General features: G+C 42.7%; 16 protein-coding genes and 2 pseudogenes. 7 read left to right on the top strand and 11 right to left on the bottom strand.

Going from position 1 to position 18,998, the window contains the following annotated elements; genetic code table 11:
• Positions 1–79: 79 nt before the first annotated feature.
• Together rpsG and rpsL are read right to left on the bottom strand one after the other, a co-directional pair.
• Positions 80–550 carry a 30S ribosomal protein S7 gene (gene rpsG / locus DQN58_RS00680; protein ID WP_005555497.1) on the bottom strand — a complete coding sequence of 157 codons (471 nt, stop codon included), beginning with the start codon at positions 548–550 and terminating at the stop codon, positions 80–82.
• A 152-nt stretch (positions 551–702) separates the two neighbouring features.
• Complete coding sequence (gene rpsL / locus DQN58_RS00675; RefSeq protein ID WP_005543325.1) at positions 703–1,077, bottom strand: 30S ribosomal protein S12; 375 nt, start codon at positions 1,075–1,077, stop codon at positions 703–705.
• A 310-nt stretch (positions 1,078–1,387) separates the two neighbouring features.
• Between rpsL and DQN58_RS00670 the strand changes: the two are divergent.
• The 4 genes and pseudogenes from DQN58_RS00670 to DQN58_RS00655 all read left to right on the top strand — a co-directional run bounded on the left by DQN58_RS00670 (position 1,388) and on the right by DQN58_RS00655 (position 4,318).
• Positions 1,388–2,048: pseudogene (locus DQN58_RS00670) on the top strand (amino acid ABC transporter permease).
• Positions 2,038–2,706: an amino acid ABC transporter permease gene (locus tag DQN58_RS00665; RefSeq protein ID WP_006719332.1), complete on the top strand. Its 669-nt coding sequence runs from the start codon at positions 2,038–2,040 to the stop codon at positions 2,704–2,706. Before DQN58_RS00670 ends, DQN58_RS00665 begins: the two are co-directional and overlap by 11 nt.
• Before the next feature lie 9 nt (positions 2,707–2,715).
• The gene (locus DQN58_RS00660; protein WP_006719330.1) at positions 2,716–3,480 is read left to right on the top strand and encodes an amino acid ABC transporter ATP-binding protein; all 765 of its coding nucleotides are present in this window, start codon (positions 2,716–2,718) and stop codon (positions 3,478–3,480) included.
• Positions 3,464–4,318 (top strand): cysteine ABC transporter substrate-binding protein, encoded by an 855-nt coding sequence (locus DQN58_RS00655; protein WP_006719329.1) that lies wholly within the window; start codon positions 3,464–3,466, stop codon positions 4,316–4,318. The genes DQN58_RS00660 and DQN58_RS00655 overlap by 17 nt, the downstream gene beginning before the upstream one ends.
• 60 nt (positions 4,319–4,378) lie before the next feature.
• Here DQN58_RS00655 and DQN58_RS00650 read toward each other — a convergent pair whose 3' ends face one another.
• Complete coding sequence (locus tag DQN58_RS00650; protein WP_006719327.1) at positions 4,379–6,871, bottom strand: autotransporter outer membrane beta-barrel domain-containing protein; 2,493 nt, start codon at positions 6,869–6,871, stop codon at positions 4,379–4,381.
• A 67-nt stretch (positions 6,872–6,938) separates the two neighbouring features.
• Complete coding sequence (ilvC, locus tag DQN58_RS00645) at positions 6,939–8,417, bottom strand: ketol-acid reductoisomerase (RefSeq protein ID WP_006719325.1); 1,479 nt, start codon at positions 8,415–8,417, stop codon at positions 6,939–6,941.
• Positions 8,418–9,158: 741 nt separating this feature from the next.
• On the opposite strand from ilvC, the gene ilvY reads away from it, so the two are divergent.
• Positions 9,159–10,037 carry an HTH-type transcriptional activator IlvY gene (gene ilvY / locus DQN58_RS00640; protein WP_006719322.1) on the top strand — a complete coding sequence of 293 codons (879 nt, stop codon included), beginning with the start codon at positions 9,159–9,161 and terminating at the stop codon, positions 10,035–10,037.
• A gap of 27 nt (positions 10,038–10,064) precedes the next feature.
• Complete coding sequence (gene rarD / locus DQN58_RS00635) at positions 10,065–10,937, top strand: EamA family transporter RarD (RefSeq protein ID WP_006719320.1); 873 nt, start codon at positions 10,065–10,067, stop codon at positions 10,935–10,937.
• Between the two features lie 5 nt (positions 10,938–10,942).
• Here rarD and aroE read toward each other — a convergent pair whose 3' ends face one another.
• From aroE to DQN58_RS00620, 3 genes are read right to left on the bottom strand one after another with little or no spacing between them, the layout of a single operon-like run.
• The gene (gene aroE, locus DQN58_RS00630) at positions 10,943–11,743 is read right to left on the bottom strand and encodes a shikimate dehydrogenase (protein ID WP_006719319.1); all 801 of its coding nucleotides are present in this window, start codon (positions 11,741–11,743) and stop codon (positions 10,943–10,945) included.
• A gap of 3 nt (positions 11,744–11,746) precedes the next feature.
• Positions 11,747–12,298, bottom strand: a complete 552-nt coding sequence (locus DQN58_RS00625; protein WP_006719318.1) for a Sua5/YciO/YrdC/YwlC family protein — start codon at positions 12,296–12,298, stop codon at positions 11,747–11,749.
• Between the two features lie 4 nt (positions 12,299–12,302).
• Positions 12,303–12,851: a DNA topoisomerase family protein gene (locus DQN58_RS00620; RefSeq protein WP_006719317.1), complete on the bottom strand. Its 549-nt coding sequence runs from the start codon at positions 12,849–12,851 to the stop codon at positions 12,303–12,305.
• Positions 12,852–13,016: 165 nt separating this feature from the next.
• On the opposite strand from DQN58_RS00620, the gene rmuC reads away from it, so the two are divergent.
• The gene (gene rmuC, locus DQN58_RS00615) at positions 13,017–14,618 is read left to right on the top strand and encodes a DNA recombination protein RmuC (RefSeq protein ID WP_006719316.1); all 1,602 of its coding nucleotides are present in this window, start codon (positions 13,017–13,019) and stop codon (positions 14,616–14,618) included.
• A gap of 80 nt (positions 14,619–14,698) precedes the next feature.
• Here the strand turns inward: rmuC and DQN58_RS00610 are convergent.
• The 4 genes and pseudogenes from DQN58_RS00610 to DQN58_RS00595 form a co-directional block, all read right to left on the bottom strand.
• Positions 14,699–16,567 (bottom strand): annotated as a pseudogene (locus DQN58_RS00610) (acyltransferase family protein).
• Positions 16,568–16,640: 73 nt separating this feature from the next.
• The gene (gene ychF / locus DQN58_RS00605) at positions 16,641–17,732 is read right to left on the bottom strand and encodes a redox-regulated ATPase YchF (protein WP_006719313.1); all 1,092 of its coding nucleotides are present in this window, start codon (positions 17,730–17,732) and stop codon (positions 16,641–16,643) included.
• A gap of 67 nt (positions 17,733–17,799) precedes the next feature.
• Positions 17,800–18,384 (bottom strand): aminoacyl-tRNA hydrolase, encoded by a 585-nt coding sequence (gene pth / locus DQN58_RS00600; protein ID WP_006719312.1) that lies wholly within the window; start codon positions 18,382–18,384, stop codon positions 17,800–17,802.
• A 120-nt stretch (positions 18,385–18,504) separates the two neighbouring features.
• The gene (locus DQN58_RS00595; protein WP_006719311.1) at positions 18,505–18,996 is read right to left on the bottom strand and encodes a YajQ family cyclic di-GMP-binding protein; all 492 of its coding nucleotides are present in this window, start codon (positions 18,994–18,996) and stop codon (positions 18,505–18,507) included.
• Positions 18,997–18,998 lie beyond the last annotated feature (2 nt).

Below are 18,998 nucleotides of genomic sequence, written 5' to 3'. Positions count from 1 at the left end.
ACGAAATTTTATAAATGAATGAGGCTTCATCGCATAAAAATATGAGATGAAGCCTAAAAACGTAAGTGCTAACCGAATGTTACCAACGGTAGTGAGCAAACGCTTTGTTAGCTTCAGCCATACGGTGAACGTCTTCACGTTTCTTAACTGCGGCACCTTTGTTTTCTGATGCATCAGATAATTCGTTAGCTAAACGTAAAGCCATGGATTTGTCACCGCGTTTACGAGCGGCTTCAACGATCCAACGCATACCTAATGCGTTACGACGCACAGGGCGAACTTCAACCGGAACTTGGTAAGTAGAACCACCAACACGACGGGATTTTACTTCTACAGTTGGACGTACGTTCTCTAACGCAGCTTCAAAAGCTTCTAAAGCTTCTTTACCGGTACGTTGAGCTAATGTGTCTAACGCGTTATAAACGATAGATTCTGCGATAGATTTTTTACCATCTACCATGATGACATTGATAAATTTAGCAAGTAATTCTGAACCGAACTTCGGATCCGGTAAAATCTTGCGTTGTTCAATACTACGACGACGTGGCATTGCGAATTTCTCCGTTTTTATAATCTTCAGGGTATCCCAAAACTCGATAAAAATTAACCGCACTTTTATTGAAGGGGCTAATTAGATACTGGAGTTTGCGATTTAAATAAGTTTTACTAATTTAGCGTTTGGCCTTACTTAACGGAGAACCATTAAGCTTTAGGACGTTTAACGCCGTATTTAGAACGACCTTGTTTACGATCTTTCACGCCTGCGCAGTCTAATGCGCCGCGTACGGTGTGATAACGCACACCCGGTAAGTCTTTAACACGACCGCCACGGATAAGCACAACACTGTGCTCTTGAAGGTTGTGACCTTCACCGCCGATGTATGAGGTTACTTCGAAACCATTGGTTAAACGAATACGGCATACTTTACGTAATGCAGAGTTCGGTTTTTTAGGTGTAGTTGTGTACACACGGGTGCATACACCACGTTTCTGCGGGCAAGCCTCTAATGCAGGAACGTTACTTTTTACAACCTTTTTCACACGCGGTTTGCGTACTAGCTGGTTGATTGTTGCCATTAAAAAAACTCCAGTTTAATAAAAATTCATTAAAGAATGTTGTTTTACAAATCTGTCCATACAAGAACAGACCGCAGATTTTAATCTTCAAAGCGTAGACTGTCAACTTATTCTAATGTTGCAATCTCGTTATTACATATAAATAAAAGCCGAAAAATATGGAAAAAACCGACCGCACTTTGGACCATGATTCATACTATAAAAAAGAAGGGTAAATTTCTTTAGGTTATAAGATATACAAATTCGATCTTTCCCTCTGAAATTATCTTATTTTTATAACACATAAACGCTTACGTATTTGGGAATGGTCATGAACTGGCAATATATTTGGAATGTCACCCCTAGATTTGTTGATGCAACATTTATTACTTTAGAACTTTCTTTCTGGGCAATTGTGTTATCGCTTTTAGTTGGTTTCTTCTGTGCAGTAGTTACAACTTATAAAATTAGGATGCTTAATTCTGTGGTGAAGTTTTATATCGAACTTTCCCGCAATACACCTTTATTAATTCAGGTTTTCTTTTTGTATTTTGGCTTATCTAAAGTCGGGCTCAAACTGGATGGCTTTACTTGCGCCATCATCGGTTTGGCTTTTTTAGGCGGCAGTTATATGGCGGAAGCTATTCGAGGCGGCTTGGAAGCCATTTCGCGTGGACAGTTGGAATCCGCTTTAAGTTTAGGATTGACCCCGGTGCAGGCTTTTCGTTACGTATTATTTCCTCAAGCCTTTGCTATCGCCACGCCGGCCATTGGCGCTAACAGTTTAATTTTTAATGAAAGAAACCTCGGTGGTCAGCGCGATTGCCATTGCGGAGTTAATGTTTATGGCAAAAGAGATTATCGGTATGGATTACAAAACGAATGAAGCGCTCTTTTTATTAGTGGTGTTTTATTTGTTGATTTTATTGCCGGTGTCATTGTTTATCACTTACTTGGAACGTCGTACACGGAGAGCAAAATATGGGGCTTAATGTGTTATTTGAAGGGAGCAATTTTGAACGGTTGTTGGGTGGTCTCTGGGTAACAGCAAAAATTGCCTTTGTCTCCGTTTTCTTCGCCTGCATTCTCGGTATTCTTCTCGGCTTGTTGATGACAAGCAAAAATCGCCTGATTCGTGCTGTTTGCCGTTTTTATTTGGAATTTGTCCGCATTATTCCTTTGTTGGTCCTACTTTTTATTACCTATTTTGGCGTGGCGAAATGGTTCAATACGCATATTGATGGCGTTACCGTATGTATTTGGGTCTTCATTTTTTGGGGAACCGCAGAAATGGGAGATTTAGTGCGTGGTGCCTTGACGTCTATTGAAAAACATCAGACAGAATCAGCTTATGCCTTGGGTTTAACGCCATTACAAACGTTTCGTTATATTTTATTGCCACAAAGTTTAAAACGTGTCACACCAAGCGCCATTAACTTGTTTACACGCATGGTGAAAACCAGCTCGCTTGCTATGTTAATCGGTGTATTGGAAGTGATTAAAGTCGGGCAGCAGATTATTGAAACCTCTCTGTTTACGGAACCTTCCGCTGCCTTGTGGATTTATGGTGTGATTTTCTTGTTATATTTTGTGATTTGCTATCCGTTATCTTTATTTTCACGTTATTTAGAAACCTATTGGGAAAAATAGAAGGTGTATATGCCCTTATTAGAAATTAACGATTTAGTGAAATATTACGGCGACACCCTTGCCTTAAATGGAATTAATTTATCCGTTGAAAAAGGCGAAGTGGTGGTAATTTTAGGCCCATCCGGCTGCGGTAAAAGTACGCTCTTACGTTGTATTAACGGCTTAGAGGAGATAAAGAGCGGTCAATTAATTTTGCAAAATGAAGGCGTATTGGGCAAAGATTTGCCTTGGGTGAAGGCGCGACAACACATTGGCATGGTGTTCCAAAGCTATGAATTATTTCCGCATATGTCGGTGATTGACAATATTTTACTCGGACCACTCAAAGTGCAGAAGCGCCAACGTGCTGAAGTGGAAGCTCAAGCCGATATGTTGTTGAAACGGGTCGGGTTGTTTGAACGTAAAAATGCCTATCCGCGCGAGTTATCGGGTGGACAGAAACAACGTATTGCCATCGTCCGTTCCTTGTGTATGAATCCTGACATTATGCTGTTTGACGAAGTCACTGCCGCACTTGACCCGGAAATGGTGCGCGAAGTGCTGGATGTGATTTTGGGCTTGGCGAAAGACGGCATGACGATGCTGATTGTGACCCATGAAATGTCCTTTGCCCGTCAAGTGGCGAACCGCATTGTGTTTATGGATAAAGGGCAAATCGTTGAACAGGCGGTGCCATCGGATTTCTTCACCAACCCGCAAACCGACCGTGCGAAAACCTTTCTTAACATTTTAAATTACGAACCAAGAGGAGTTAACTATGAACAAAACATTTAAAAAAGTGACCGCACTTTTCGCCACCGCATTATTGGCAATAGGCTTAACTGCCTGCAACGATAAAGAAGGCAAAACGGAATTGGCGACTTCGTCAACGATTGAGCAACTCAAACAAGCCGGCAAAGTGCGTGTCGGTGTCTTTAGCGACAAACCGCCATTCGGCTATGTGGACAGTCAAGGCAAAAGCCAAGGATTTGACGTGGAAATCGCCAAAGCCATCACCAAAGATTTATTGGGCGATGAAAATAAAGCGGAATATGTGTTAGTTGAAGCTGCCAACCGCGTGGAATATCTTACTTCCAATAAAGTGGATATTATTCTTGCTAATTTCACGGTCACCCCAGCGCGTGCAGAAGTAGTTGATTTTGCTAAACCTTACATGAAAGTGGCATTAGGTGTGGTCTCGAAAGATGGCGCAGTGATTACCGATGTAAATCAATTAAAAGGTAAAACCTTATTAATCAATAAAGGCACTACCGCAGACGCTTATTTCACTAAAAATTATCCTGACATCAAGCTGTTGAAATTTGAGCAAAATACCGAAACCTTCGAAGCTTTACGTGACGGTCGTGGCGATGCGCTTGCTCATGACAACACATTATTGTTTGCGTGGGCGAAAGAAAATTCGGGCTTTACGGTAGGCGTGAAAAACTTAGGTGATCAGGATTTTATTGCGCCGGCAGTAAAAAAAGGGGATGTTGAATTATTAAATTGGTTAAATGCCGAAATTGAAAATTTGGGCAAACAAGGCGTGTTAAAACAAGCTTACGAAAAAACTTTAAAGCCTATTTATGGCGATGCCATTACAGAAGCAGATGTGGTGGTCGAGTATAAATAATCCACATTAATGAAAAGAAAAATGCGCTTAAAACTAAGCGCATTTTTTATTCATTTTAAACTACCATTGGAAGCGATAGACGGCTTGTACGCCAAATGGTTGCTTGATGTGTTTGCCGTCTGCGCGATTCACTTCTACTCCCATTCGGTGATTGCCAAAACCGGCGTTAAAACCGACCGCACTTGTAAACCGACCGCGATAACTTTCTACATTGAGTTGGCTACCATTGTAGTTAATGTCGCTGTGGCGGAGGCGTGTCGTGATCGCATTCGCTTCCGCATAAGGTTGAAGTTTCCATCCTTGGCTCAACTCGAAGGTTTTGGCAAGGCGTAAACCGATTCGAGAAGAAATGGCAGATAAGCTATCTTCTTTTTCTTTACCGTTAATATGCGTCCAAGCCAATTGCGCTTGTGGAGTCACGGTCCATGCACCGGCTAATTGGAATTGTTTGCCGATTTCACTGCTTAACGTGTAAGCGTTGTAACGGTGTTTTTCCGTATGATTTGAGTTTGCGGTTAAGCGACTATATTGCGCAATATTATCTAAATAGACACCATTGTCAGCCATGTAAGTCCCGTAAACCCCAAGGGTTTGTCCTTTCACTTTTCCGTTGCCGTAATGATTGTTGAAGTCAATATTGGCTTGACTGTGTCCGACAAATCCGCCTAAACGTACCTTATCTGTCGCCGCTGCATCCGCACCAATTTGTAAGCTATGTACGTTTTGCTTAAAACCGGAAGTTTGACTTTCACCCGTGGAAAGTGCGGTGAGTTTTTGATGTGAATTGACGTTTTTCACCCAAATATTGCCTTTCTCACCGGTTCTAATTTCACCTAAACGTTGGTGAATGCCGTTCAATTCATTTTCGACCATCAGTAATTCCGCTTGGCGAAGAGACACTTGTGCGTTTGCGCTCTCAAGTAGTTGTGCGGTCGCCGGTAAAGATGGTGTAATACTTGGCTGTGGCTGTGGCTGTGGCTGTGGCTGTGGCTGTGGCTGTGGCTGTGGCTGTGGCTGTGGCTGTGGTGTGACTGCGCTTTGTGAGTGCGCTAGCACCCAATTTTTTCCTTCAGGGGTTAAGAAGTATTTATAAGCACCGAGCGCCACATAACCATTGGCATTCGCTAAGTGAAATTTTGCATTTCCAGTATTGGTTTCAACTAAGGTTACTTTACCGTTTGCCACATGCGTGCCGTGATCCGTCACATTAAGGTGATGATCACCTTCCGCTTTTCCTTTCACAACGATTTTATCGGTTTTGTTTTCAGCGATATTGGTATTGAGATCAAATGTGGTGGAGCCAGTGAGATCACCTTTAATCGTTAACGTTTTATATTCCGATGTCGGTTCAAATTTGACCGTTGAGTTTTGCGTATTCAAGTGATGAAGAATACTCGATTGATTAAAATTCCACTGGCTATTGGCTAATGTGACGTTTACTTCGGTTTTTGCCGGTCTTTGTGGGTTTTCAATAATTGCGCCACTCAGTTTGGAGTTGTTATCAGCAATAAGGTGCAAATGGAACGTGCTTGCTGCATTGGCATCAATTTCTTCCTCGTCTTCCTCATCAACTGGGAAATTCGGATCATTGATGGAAACGAGTGCTCGAGTGGTATTCAATTCGCTGTTATGTAAGTTCAGGGTAACGGTATGTTCGTCCCCAAGCGGTACAGCATGCAATCCATAACCGGCTTTAATCTTAGAATCCCTTAAGGTAACCGTCTGTGTGCCGCTGTCATGGAGGTTCATGAAGATACTTTTATCGTTTAACGTAGCGTTTAACTTTTTAGCATTGACGATTTGTTCTTCAGTGCGATCATTTCCAATATCAAAAACAGATTGTAAATCTTTATTTCCAGTAATAGTGACGTTTTCAATATTTACAATGTCTTTTCCGAAAAGCGTGTATGCCCCGTTGTTTTCACCATTCATGGTGATTTTATGGTTAGACGAATTAATAATAGACGTTTCTTGCGATTCAATTGCATTTGAGCCGTCATTGTTGAGTTCAATATCTGCTTGAGTATTGATTGTTGAATTACGGGACTCAATAGCAGCATTACCGTCAAAATTACCATTAGCATCAGGAATGTTGTGAATTTGAGAATAGTTTTTGTCAACGATGAGTTTTACACCCTGTTCTAAATTTGCTGTTGCACCATTGACATGAACTAATTGGCTGGATGTATAATCTTCTTTAAGCGTTGCTTTAACGCCTGATTTTAGTGTAATGACATTATCTTGTTTTGTTAGATCGAAAATATGAAATAAAGCATCAGATGATTGACTTGGTCGGCCTAGGCTAGTACTTGCACCCGTTTCTGTTTTTGCTTTGTTTTGGTAATTTCCTGCTTCAACGGTGACATTTACAGCATCGGCGAGTTGAGTCGCTGTATCGTTGATATACCACGTATTGCCGGGTCCTTGAATATATTTACAACCTGTTGTTGTATTACAAGTGAGATCCGTTGCCCATCCCAAATTTGCTAAACTTAATGCTGTTGCAACCAAACTTAACTGAAAAGTGCGGTTAAATTTTTTATTGTTTTTCATACTGATTCCTTAATTTTCCCTATAAAAAAGCCGATTTAAAAAATCGGCTTAATATAATGATATTTGATTAACCTTGCAATGACACGCGTTTCATATCTTTCATGTAACCACGCAATTCTTGGCCAATTAATTCTACCGGATGATTGCGGATTGCATCGTTTACATCGCGTAAGGTGATGTTGTCGATTTCCACGCTTGGTGTTGGTTCGCCGATATCGCCTTTGCGTAAGGTTGGCACTAATGCTTTTTGCATAATCGGGCCAGCAACGTTAGCAAATAAGTAGTTACCGTATTCCGCCGTGTCGGAAATCACTACATTCATTTCATATAAACGTTTACGCGCAATCGTGTTGGCGATTAACGGCAATTCGTGTAAGGACTCGTAGTAAGCGGATTCTTCGTAAATGCCGCTGGCCACCATGGTATCGAATGCCAATTCAACACCGGCTTTAACCATCGCAATCATTAACACGCCATGGTCGAAATATTCTTGCTCACTGATTTTGCCCTCATATTTCGGTGCGTTTTCAAAAGCCGTTTTGCCGGTTTCTTCACGCCATTTTAAGAGGTTGGCATCACCGTTTGCCCAGTCTTCCATCATCACACGGGAGAATTCGCCGCTGATGATATCGTCCATGTGTTTAGCAAATAAGAAGGCCAATTCTTCTTTTATTTGTTCTGCTAACTCGAACGCACGCAATTTTGCGCTGTTGGACAAGCGATCCATCATCAACGTGATACCGCCTTGTTTTAAGGCTTCGGTGATGGTTTCCCAGCCATATTGCACTAATTTGCCCGCATAAGCCGGATCTTTGCCGTCAGCCACTAATTTGTCGTAGCAAATGAGAGAACCTGCTTGCAACATACCGCAAAGGATGGTTTGTTCACCCATTAAGTCAGATTTGACTTCCGCCACGAAAGAGGATTCCAACACGCCTGCACGATGACCACCGGTTGCCGCCGCCCAAGCTTTAGCAATTTCTAAACCTTCGCCTTGTGGGTCATTTTCCGGGTGCACGGCAATTAATGTAGGCACGCCAAAACCACGTTTGTATTCTTCACGTACTTCTGTACCCGGGCATTTTGGTGCCACCATCACGACGGTGATGTCAGGACGGATTTGCTCGCCCACCTCAACAATGTTTAAACCGTGAGAATAGCCCAATGCCGCGCCTTTTTTCATCAACGGCATCACATCAGCAACCACTTTGGAGTGTTGTTTGTCCGGGGTGAGGTTAATGACTAGGTCGGCTTTTGGAATCAGTTCTTCATAAGTGCCCACTTTGAAGCCATTTTCACTGGCGCGTTGGAATGACGCACGTTTTTCTGCGATGGCTTCCGGGCGTAATGCGTAGCTGATGTCTAGACCAGAATCACGCATATTTAACCCTTGGTTTAACCCTTGTGCACCGCAACCTACGATCACGATTTTCTTGCCTTTCAAGAAATCAGCTTCAGTTGCGAACTCACTGCGATCCATAAAACGGCAGCGACCGAGTTGGTCTAATTGTTGGCGTAAGTTTAAGGTATTGAAATAATTAGCCATGATGTTTTCCTTTTGTGTGGGAGTGTTTGTTTAGATTTGGGTGATTATAGGGTGTTTTGGTGTTGCGTAAAGTGATATTATTGGGATTGTGTGTTGCAGTTTTTGCAATTACCTACATTTAGAGGAATCGGTTTCGCCGATGGCGACCTTCTTTCTTTAATTCGCTTCGCTCACACTTCGTGCCGTAGCTAAAGCAACGTTCAAAACACAAGTGTTTTGTGTTTGCCCAAAAAGAAAGAAGGCAAAGAAAAAGGCACTCCGACTAAACCGCTTATCCTTATTCCAATGCAATTTTTTTCACGCTAAATTTCGAACTCGCTTCGCTCAAACAAAGCGAAATTTAGCTAAAAATTGCATTTCCATAAGGGCGTCTTACACGGAGGAAATAATTTGTTTTTTAAAAAAGTGCGGTTGAATTTTTAGATATTTTTATTTCAAAAAAACATTCTTAGAAATGACCGCACTTTTGAATCTATTGACATAATACACTTTAAGTAGCGCTCGAATAAAATGGGGTCCCCATCTGAACCGCCTGAGCGATTTGCAATTTTTAGGAAATTTTCGTTTGTCTGAGCCGCTGGCGGCGAGTTCGAAAATTTTCGTAAAGAAAATTGCAACTGAGTGAAGATAAGCGGTGAAGCTGGGGTGTGTTTTCTTTTGCCTACTTTGCTTTGCACAAGCAAAGAAAAGTAGGTCATTCTCAATGAAATTGAGAATGAAACCTAACTTAAGATTAAAAACATGACTTTTAACGATCTCAAAATCTTCATCACCCTCACTCAAACCCAAAACTTCGCCAAAACAGCGGCGCTACACCATATGTCGCCGTCAACCTTGTCCCGCCAAATTCAAAAAATCGAAGAGGAACTGGGGCAGCAGCTTTTATGGCGGGATAATCGTCAGGTGTCGTTAACGCCGAATGGTGAGGTGTTTTTGGCGTTTGCACAGCAGCAGTGGCAGAATTGGATGTTGTTTCAACAGCAGTTGCATACCCAAGAGGAAGAGCTTAGCGGGGAGCTCAAGCTGTATTGCTCGGTGACGGCGGCGTATAGCCATTTGCCGGGGATTTTGGAGAAATTCCGTGCGCATTATCCGAAAGTGGAAATTCAACTGACCACAGGCGATCCGGCGCAGGCGGTACATTTGGTGCAGGCGCAACAGGTGGATTTGGCGTTGGCAGGGAAACCGCCGGTATTACCGAGTGCGGTGACGTTTCATTATATCGATGATATTGCGTTGTCGATGATTGCGCCTCGTGTGGCATGTTCGGCAACACAATTATTGCAACAAGAACCGATTAATTGGCAACAGGTTCCTTTTATCTTGCCGTTAGACGGCATGGCACGGCAGCGGATCGAAGAATGGTTTAAACAAAAAGGCATTAAACACCCGAAAATCTATGGCACCGTGGCGGGGCATGAAGGCATTGTGTCCATGGTGGCACTCGGGTGTGGTTTAGCCTTATTGCCCGATGTGGTGATTAAAAATAGCCCGTTGAACAGCCAAATTTCTACCTTGCAGTTAGAGGAACCGATACCCCCTTTTGAACTTGGTGTGTGTGCGTTGAAACCTGTCTTAGAGCGCCCTTTAGTGCGTGCATTTTGGCAGTTATTAGCGTAAAGTGCGGTCATGATTTAAGGAGTTTTTATGCTAAAAGGCGTTGCGTTTTCTTTATTTGCCTCTCTGCTGTTTGGCTACATGTATTATTTTTCTACGCTGTTGCTGCCTTTGAGTGGCACAGATATTTTCGGTTATCGCATTGTATTTACCTTGCCTTTTGTGGCGGCTGCTGTGATTTTGTTTAAACAAAAAATGGCGCTGATTGCCCATTTAAAACGCATTCAAAGACAACCGCACTTTGCGTTGGCTTTTTTCTTTACCGGTGCGTTGATGGGCTTTCAAATGTGGCTATTTTTGTGGGCACCTAATAATGGCAGCTCGTTGAGTGTTTCTTTCGGTTATTTATTGCTGCCTTTAGTGATGGTGGCTGCAGCACGAATTATTTTTAAAGAACGGATTTCTCGCATTAAGTTTTTAGCCGTATTTATTGCTGCCGTGGGAGTCATTTCCAACATCGCCTTAAAAGGGGAGATTTCTTGGGAAGCGTTGGTAATTTGCGTGGGATATACCACTTACTTTGTGGTACGTCGAATGTGGAAAATGACCGATCTTGCGGCATTTTTCTTAGAAATGTTGACCCTTTTGCCATTTTGTATTTACTTCGCCTGGCAAGTGGATATTGCCCAAGTACAACAAAGTAATCCGAATATTTTGGTCTTGTTGCTACTGCTAGGCTTAATTAGTGGGACGGCGCTCAATTCTTACATTCTTGCCAGTAATCATTTACCGATGAATTTGTTGGGCTTACTTGGTTATGTAGAGCCTTGCTTGATGGTAGGGGTTTCTTTGTTAATCGGCGAAGAAATTGATGCGCAAAGTTATCCGTTGTTTATTTGTTTGGTGCTTGCTATGCTTTTGATTATCACGGATGGCATTCTACAAGCGAAAACGCGCCAATAGCTTTTTTATAACTGTTCAAATAACGGCGTAATGTTCGGCATCACGCCACGCCATAAATGGAAAGTATGCGCAGCTTGCGCCAATAACATCCCGAAACCGTCGCTTCGGTTTTGCACGCCTAACGCACCACAGCGTGCTAAAAACGGCGTGTCTTTTTGTCGATCATATTGCATGTCATAAACTGCTTTTGCTGCTCGCAGAATCTCATCGTTAATTTGTATCGTACCGCCGTGCAGACCTGAGGAGGTCGCATTGATAATCACATCAAAGGATTGCGTGGGAAGTTGACTCAGTTCTACGGCACGAATATTGCCGTAAGGCGAAAATTTTTCTGCCAACAGTTGCGCTTTGGCTAAAGTGCGGTTAGCAATCACAATGTTTTGCTGTGCATGTAAAAGCGGTAGCAACACGCCTTTTGTGGCACCGCCAGCCCCTAAAATGAGTAGGGTTTGATTCGGCTTAATCCAATTCAATCGCTGTAAATCCGTCACCAATCCTGCACCATCAGTATTGTCCGCATACAGCGTGCCATCGTCTAATTTTTTCAACGTGTTGCAGGCTTCCGCTATCAGGCAACGCTCACTGTGTGCATCTGCCAGCTTGAACGCGCGCTCTTTGAAAGGCGAGGTGATATTACATCCTGCTGCGCCTTGGGCAAAAAATGCCAATAATTGCCGTTCAAAATCCTGTTCGTCGCCTAACATAGCATCGTATTGCACGTCTTGGGCGGTTTGTTTGGCAAAAATGCGATGAATTTGCGGCGATTTGCTTTGAGCAATCGGGTTGCCCCAAACGGCATATAACATGATTTATCCTTGGCGAAAAACTTGGTTGGTGAAAATGTCGCGAATTTCGGATGGATTTACCGCACCGCCCACAGACATATCTAGCACCGGAAAATCCGTGCCGAATTGTTGCGCCACTTCTTGTGCCGTGCGACAAGGCGGCTGTCCGGTTAAGTTGGCGCTGGTGGAGGTGAGAGCAAAGCCCGCCTGTTCGCATAATAGCTTAACGGCAGGGTGTTGGCTGATGCGCACCGCAATACTGTTAAAATCGCCGGTAAGAAATTTTGGGGTCGTTGTTTTTGCCGGGACGACCCATGTCGTTGGTCGATCATATTGCGTAGTTAAGCGTTGCCAATGTTCTTCCATCAAACGGCTTTCATCCATAAAAGGCAACAAAAAATCCAAGCTCGGCGCAATTAAAATTAGCCCTTTTGACATCGGGCGCTGTTTTAAAACAAGTAAATTTTCCACCGCACTTTGGCTGTTTGGATTACAACCTAAGCCAAAAACCGCTTCGGTGGGGTAGGCAACGACTTGCTGATTTTTTAAATGGTTAACAATCTCTTGTAAATTCATGAGGCTACTCGGTGGTAAAAATATGGCGGCAGGTTTTATTCACACATTGCCAAGTACGTTGTTCGCCCTGTTGTTTTTTTAATAAGGCTAAATTGCCATGGCATTGCGGGCAATCCACTAAATAAGGTTTAGTTGGCACGGAAAACTTACAATGCGGAAAACGGTTGCAGGCGTAAAATAGCTTGCCGGCACGTCCACGCCGCGCCACTAACTGCCCTTCTTTACATTCCGGGCAAGGTACGTGTTCTTCCGTTTCCTCTTCTGCTTCCTCATGCACCACAAAATGACATTCCGGATAATTGCTACAACCGATAAACATGCCGAAATGCCCTTGTTTTAACGCCAATAAATGTCCGCATTGGGGGCAAGTTTGTTCTAATATTTTGAGGGTTTTTACTTCGTTGGAAGCCTGTAACGGTTTTAAGTAATCACATTGCGGATAGGCAGAACAGCCGAGAAATAGCCCTTTTTTGCCTTGCTTTATTTGCAACAACGCACCGCAGTGCGGGCAGTGTTCCTCGTGTTTGGTATGTTGAAATAAAGGTTGATTCATGGCATGCCCTAAAAGTGCGGTGATTTTTCTCGACAAATATTAAAACGGTTCGCGCGCCATTCTACCGCAAGTTTTGCGCCTTTTGCCACCCACGAAATGAAAAAGCAAAAGGTCGGCAAAGGCCACGGATTTCCTTTATACTAACGCCCAATATCAGGAGGGAACATGTTTGCATTGGATATTGATTTAAATGTGTTATTGGGCGTTTGCGTCGCATTGGGCGTGCTTTGCCTTATTTTGCTTTTTATCAGCGCACGCCGGAAACGGGATAGCCTGGAATTACAACAGGATTTAAATAAAAACATTGAGGATTTTAATCGTTTATTAGAAAAATTTGATGCCGTTACTGCCCGTAAAAATCAATTAGAACAAGAGGTAGCGAAAGCGCAAACCACGGCGGATGGACTACAAATTCGCTTAAATGAACGGGATGAAAAAGTACAGTATTTGCAAACGGAACTAAACGAAGAACAGGCGCGCCATTCCGCCATCGCAGAACAAATAACGACGCTGAAAGAACGTTTTGGTGTGGCATCGGCACAGGCGGACAGCTTGCGCGGACAACTTGCGCAAAGCCAAGCGCAGATTGTCCGCAAAGAAGAATCGCTGGCAAATTTAACGGAAAAACACACCGCACTTTCGCAGGAACTGGCGGAATTGAAAACCACGTTAACGGAAAAAGAAAAGCATTTTGTCGAGCAGCAACAACATGTTGAACAAACCAAACAGCAGCTCAATACGGAATTTCAAAACCTCGCGAATCGTATTTTAGAAGAGAAAAGCCAGCGTTTTCAGCAAACGAACCAAGCATCGATGGACAGCTTGTTAAAGCCATTCCGTGAGCAAATTGAAAGCTTCCAAAAACGGGTGAATGAAATTCATTCGGAATCCCTTAAGGGCAACGCGGGCTTGGAAGCAGAAATTAAGAAAGTGTTGGAAATCGGTTTGAGTATGTCGCAACAAGCGAACAATTTGACTTCCGCTCTGAAAGGGGAAAAGAAAACCCTTGGTAACTGGGGGGAAATGCAGTTGGAGCGGGCGCTGCAATCTGCCGGCTTGGTGGAAGATGAACATTACACCGCACAGGCGCATTTTAAAAATGAAGAAGGCAAGCGCAATTATCCCGACTTTATTCTTAACCTACCGGATGAGAAACATTTGATTATCGACAGCAAAATGTCGCTTAACGCTTATGAAAGTGCGGTCAGTGCTGAAGATGAAATAGAGCGTCAGGCGTTTCTGCGCGAGCACATTAAGGCGTTGCGTAATCACATCGACGACTTATCCCGCAAAGATTACAGTAACCTTATCGGCGTACGTAGCCCGAATTTCGTGTTGATGTTTATTGCCGTGGAACCAGCTTACATTGAAGCCTTAAAAATGGATCCGAGTTTGTTCGGTTATGGTTATGACAAAAATGTCATTATGGTGTCACATACCACGCTGATGCCTATTTTACGTACGGTGGCGAACCTTTGGCGGGTGGAGCGCGGTAATGCGGAAGCGCGTGAAATCAGCGAAAAAGCCGGTGACATTTATAACCAAATCTGCTTGCTTGCAGAGCGCTTAGCGAAAGTGGGGAATAGCCTTTCCACCGTTAGTTCGCACTACAACAGCGCTGTCACGGCACTCGTGGGGCAACAGGGCTTGATAGGCAAAGTGGAACGCTTTAAGGCACTTTCCGCGAAAGCCAATAAAACCATGCCTGATATCGAACCGCTGCATCATGATTTTGAAACGGAACGGTTGTTGCTAAATAAAGAATAACAGTAATAAAAAAGTGCGGTAGAAAAACCGCACTTTTTGTTAACAGGGTAGATTCGACAAATACTTACAAGATCGAACTATTATTTATATAATTTTTCAACTTGTTCAGGGGAGAGCAATCTTTGGTGTTTGGTGAATTCTTTCCCTAAATAGTAAGCACCAAAGTTCGTTAAGTGGTCTTGATCGCCATAGAGATATTTCCCTTCCGCTATCACGCTGTCTTTAGGAAGATATTGTTGTGCATCAACCCAATGTGCATTTGGGATATCTTTAATTAAATCATGAATGATTTGGTTGCTTGCATCAATATCGCCCATTCTACGAATTGGCTCGAGATATTTATCTAGCCCATATTTAGCGAGGAGATGTCCTCGAATAGGGGAGCGGTTAATCGAACTATTATTGGCAAAAACATAAACAGGTTTTTCTGTTGCGAGTTTTTCCACCATTTTTCTAAATCGGATTTCAAAGTCAGGGACTAAATAAGATTCAGCTTCAAATCGCGGAACCGGTTGGCCTTCCATTCGAAGATCATAAAACTCAGAAATGAAAACAGCGTCGTATTTGGCTATTTCATTCCATTGTGATTGGCATTCCGGTGTCACTTCTCCATTTTTATCTACCAATACTTGGCAATCTGGACCTGTATTTAGAATATCCGCCTTCCAACCTTCTTGCGCACCAACATAATTTAAGAAATAAGCTAAATGGCCGGCATGTGAATCGCCAATTGTTAAGATTTTTGCTGGGAGGTGCGTATTCGTTTCTGCTAATGGCACTTCTTGCTCAATTTGTTCTTTCTCATTTTTGATCTGTTTTCTTTCATAGGTGTTATATCCAATCACTAAAACAGAAGGGATCACATAGAGATATAAAAATGCCTGTTTGAAACCTAATTTTGATTTTCTAATTGGCTGCTCAATTAGGTAATAACTTAAGATAGAGAAAAGTACGGTTAACGCCGTGACTAACAATACAATTTGATTATCTATTTGTTTGGTGCCCGTAATATAGTAGGCAAAAGAGATAAATATCCAATGGTATAAATAGAGTGAATAAGATATTTTTCCAATAAATACCATTGGTTTTGTGGAAAGCAGTTTTTTTACAATACTATCTTGCGTTGTGGTGTAAATGACAAGTGCAGCTAGTAAACAAGGTAAAACTAAACTTACTCTGGGAATAAAGACTAACTTGTTATGATAAAAATATAGGCAAGCCAGCAATAATAAAAAACTGAAATTCCCAATCAGGTTTTTATTAAATGTGTGATTTGCCGGTGGATTAATATTGTAAATGGCTAATAATGATCCAATAAGCAATTCCGGAAAGCGTAAATTGGAAAGATAATAAGTATTCGGTTGATGTAATACATCTTTATAAAAAGTGTTAGGAATAAATGAGGTTAATAACAACAGGATAAAGAGTATGAGTGTAAATCTAAAAATAGATTTTAAATTCCCGGCTTTTTTATATACAAAAAATAAAAACAAAGGGAAAATTAAGTAGTATTGTTCTTCAACAGCTAATGACCAAATATGTAAAACAGGGTTTTCTGTCGCATTAAGGTCAAAATAGCCCTGCTTAAAGCCCAAATAAAAGTTAGAGGAAAAAACAGCAGCAAGCTCAATGGTCTTTCTGAGTTGGTTAAAATCATTATAGATAAATAACGCAGAAGCAACCAAAGACACAAGGGCCATTACCACAATGAATGCCGACTAAATTCGCTTTATCCGGCGGGTATAGAAGTCTTTAAAAGAGAAGCGATTTTCTTGAATCTCATTAATGATGATGCCGGTAATGAGAAAGCCGGAAATAACAAAGAAAATATCTACGCCAAGAAAACCACCTGGTAGCCAATTGGCATTGAGGTGATAGATGATCACTGAAATCACCGCAATGGCACGAAGTCCATCTATTTCAGCACGATATTTAATTGAAGAAGACATGTAAATTCCTTAAAAAAGCGATAAAAAAAATCGCACTTTAGTGCCTTAAAGTGCGGTTCATTTTTTGATTGTTTTACACGTTGAAGCGGAAGTGCATGACATCGCCGTCTTGTACGATGTAGTCTTTCCCTTCCAAACGCCATTTGCCGGCATCTTTAGCACCGTTTTCGCCTTTGAATTGGATAAAATCTTCGTAGGCAATCACTTCGGCACGGATAAAGCCTTTTTCAAAGTCGGTATGGATCACGGCAGCCGCTTTCGGTGCGGTCGCACCCACGGAAACGGTCCATGCGCGCACTTCTTTTACACCGGCGGTAAAGTAAGTTTGTAAGTTTAAAAGCGCGTAGCCTGCACGAATGACACGGTTTAAGCCCGGCTCTTCAATGCCGAGATCTTGTAAGAACTCGAGTTTTTCATCATCATCTAGTTCGGCGATTTCTGCTTCAATTGCGGCACACACCGGCACCACGACAGAGCCTTCTTTTTCAGCAAATTCGCGGACTTTGTCAAGATAAGGATTATTTTCAAAACCGTCTTCATTCACGTTGGCAATGTACATGGTCGGTTTTAAGGTTAAGAAATTATAGCTTTTGATCGCCAATAACTCGTCTTTTTCTAATGGCACAGAACGAATCATGCCCGCTTCAGAAAGTACCGGTAAGATTTTTTCCATCACGGAAAGTTCGAATTTCGCATCTTTATCGCCGCCTTTAGCACGTTTTTGTAAACGTTGAATCGCACGTTCACAGCTGTCTAAATCGGCTAACGCCAGTTCGGTGTTGATGGTTTCAATATCGCTTAACGGATCGATCTTGCCCGCAACGTGTACGATGTCATCGTTTTCAAAACAACGTACGACATGGCCAATGGCGTCCGTTTCGCGGATGTTGGCGAGGAATTTATTACCCAAACCTTCGCCTTTACTCGCGCCGGCCACCAAGCCTGCGATATCCACAAATTCCATGGTGGTGGGCAATACACGTTCAGGTTTGACAATTTCCGCTAAGGCGTCTAAACGCGGATCCGGCATTGGCACCACGCCGGTATTTGGCTCGATGGTGCAAAACGGATAGTTTGCCGCTTCAATGCCGGCTTTGGTTAAGGCGTTGAAAAGTGTGGATTTGCCCACATTCGGCAGGCCCACGATACCACATTTGAATCCCATAATTTTTCCTTATTGGTGAAGAAAAGTGCGGTTGAAATTGACCGTGTTTTTTGACCGCACTTTTCGGTTAAATTTTAAAACTATTTAGTCGATTAGTGGCTTTGACGATGCCGTCTTTGAAAAGCAGTTCCACGCAATTTGCCGCTTCATCCAAGGCATTTTCAAGCGCTTCACGCTCACTGGGTGACGGTTTGTTTAACACATAACCCGCCACTAAATCACGGTGTCCCGGGTGACCGATCCCAATGCGCAGACGATAGAAATTGTTGTTATTGCCCAATGCGGCAACAATGTCTTTTAAGCCGTTGTGTCCGCCATGTCCCCCACCTAATTTCAGTTTAACGCTGCCGGGCGGTAAATCTAACTCATCATGCAGGACTAAAATTTCTTCGGGTTTGATACGATAAAAATTCGCTAATGCGCCTACCGCTTTGCCGCTTAAATTCATAAAGGTTGTCGGCACCAAAAAACGGATTTCTTTGCCGTTCATCAGCGTTTTTCCCACCTTCCCGAAAAATTTATTTTCCGCATTTAATGTGACATTAAACCGCCGTGCTAAGCGCGCAATTAACCATTCTCCGGCATTGTGGCGGGTGTCTTCGTATTTATCGCCGGGATTGCCAAGCCCAACAATTAACTTAATTTCTGACATAGTCTGTTTACGTGAATAAAAATAGTGGCGTATTGTAGCGGAAAGTCGGTTTTTTCTCAATGAAGGGAAAAGGAAACCGCACTTTAATTATCTAAAGTGCGGTCGTTTTTGAACGCGTTTTTAATCGCGGAAATTATTGAATTGGAATGGTTGTCCCAGTTCGGCGGTTTTGACGAGTTGAATCACGGCTTGTAAATCATCACGGGATTTGCCGGTAACACGGACTTGCTCGCCTTGGATTTGGCTTTGGACTTTGATTTTGGAGTCTTTGATCAGCTTGGTGAGTTTTTTCGCCATGTCGGTTTCAATGCCTTGTTTCAGCTTGATTTCTTTGCTGTACGTTTTGCCACTGTGTTCATAGTCAGCAGGGATGTCCAATGAAGTAGATTCGATGTTACGTTTAATGCACGCGTTACGTAAAATGTCGATGAGTTGCTCCACTTGAAAATCCGATTCGCTGCTCACTTTAATGCTTTCGTTTTTTTCGTTAAATTCGATGGCGGCTTGTACGTTACGGAAATCCCAACGATTAGTGAGTTCGCGGTTGGCGTTTTCCACGGCGTTGCGGATTTCGTGTCCGCTGATTTCGGAAACAATGTCGAATGATGGCATGG

This window comes from Aggregatibacter segnis ATCC 33393 (assembly GCF_900476035.1).
In the GTDB taxonomy this organism is placed as follows: Bacteria; Pseudomonadota; Gammaproteobacteria; order Enterobacterales; family Pasteurellaceae; genus Aggregatibacter; species Aggregatibacter segnis.
This window is presented reverse-complemented; position numbering and strand designations above follow the sequence as displayed.